Here is a 1,049-nt window from a genome sequence, read left to right on the forward strand (position 1 = left end):
TTTAATACCGGAAGCTTCTTCCATTCAACCAGCTTTCTCAAAGTGTTTCTGCCAATTCCTGTATAGTCGGCTGCTTCCTCGATGGATAATGCAATCTTTCTTTCCGTCATCTTGTCACCTCCTTATAAATTGCATTATGCAATTTTTGTTGTGCTGTTAGTATAGCGGTTTTATATTGTGTTGTCAAGCGTTATGAAATTTTAAAAATAATTATTATATTGCATATTGCAATTATGTGAGGTACATGCTATAATTCATACATACCGAAAAAGGAGGCAATCAGCATGAAAGATAAAGAACTACGCAAGCTGATAGGCAGCAGGGCAAAACAGCGTCGTCTGGAATTAAATCTGACACAGCCTTATGTTGCAGAGAAGATGGGAGTTACAGCTTCCACAATCCTGCGTTATGAGAATGGTTCGATTGACAATACCAAAAAGAGGGTGCTGGAAGGTCTTTCGGAAGCACTTCATGTATCTATTGAATGGCTCAGAGGGGAAACCGATGAATACGAAACCGATATTACGGATAAGAAAGAATTACAGATTCGTGATGCAATGGGCGATATTCTCAAACAGTTACCTCTCGACCTTAGTAAAAAGGAAGATGCTTTTTCCAAAGATTTACTGCTGTTGATGTTAAAGCAATATAACCTGTTTCTGGAATCATTCCAGTTTGCCTGCAAGAATTACAAGGGCAACACGAATGAAGCTGATATTGCAAAAGTAATGGGGTTTGAATCGAATGATGAATATAACGAGATTATGTTTCTCCGGGAGATCACCCACACTGTTAATGCCTTTAACGACATGGCAGATATCGTAAGGCTTTATTCCAAGAAACCGGAAATGGCAGAACAAAGGCTTGAAAATCTTTTATCAGAAGTTTTGTATGAGGATTCCGATTCGGTATAGAACGACAACCGGAGTTATGATATACTTACACGCAAGAAGCATTTCATCAGTTCCGATTGTCTGATATCGAAAGGAGACACACGATTATGGCAAAAGGATCTGTAAGAAAAAAAGGAAAGAAATGGTACTACCGCT

At 38.7% G+C, this 1,049-nt stretch carries 2 protein-coding genes; one reads left to right on the plus strand and one right to left on the minus strand.

Annotated elements, in window-relative coordinates; translation table 11 throughout:
* Nucleotides 1-110, minus strand: a 110-nt coding sequence (locus LI162_RS15190; RefSeq protein WP_173690827.1) for an excisionase, incomplete at its 3' end; no start/stop codon positions are given.
* Between the two features lie 174 nt (nt 111-284).
* Between LI162_RS15190 and LI162_RS15195 the strand changes: the two genes are divergently transcribed.
* Nucleotides 285-914: a helix-turn-helix domain-containing protein gene (locus tag LI162_RS15195; protein ID WP_227156871.1), complete on the plus strand. Its 630-nt coding sequence runs from the start codon at nt 285-287 to the stop codon at nt 912-914.
* The last annotated feature ends 135 nt before the right edge of the window (nt 915-1,049 follow it).

Source organism: Mediterraneibacter sp. 210702-DFI.3.120 (assembly GCF_020561005.1).
In the GTDB taxonomy this organism is placed as follows: domain Bacteria; phylum Bacillota; class Clostridia; order Lachnospirales; family Lachnospiraceae; genus Mediterraneibacter; species Mediterraneibacter faecis.

Bases quoted from the DNA above. Each gene is read 5' to 3' on its own strand.
- LI162_RS15195 (WP_227156871.1), top strand. From the start codon at position 285: ATGAAAGATAAAGAACTACGCAAGCTGATAGGCAGCAGGGCAAAACAG.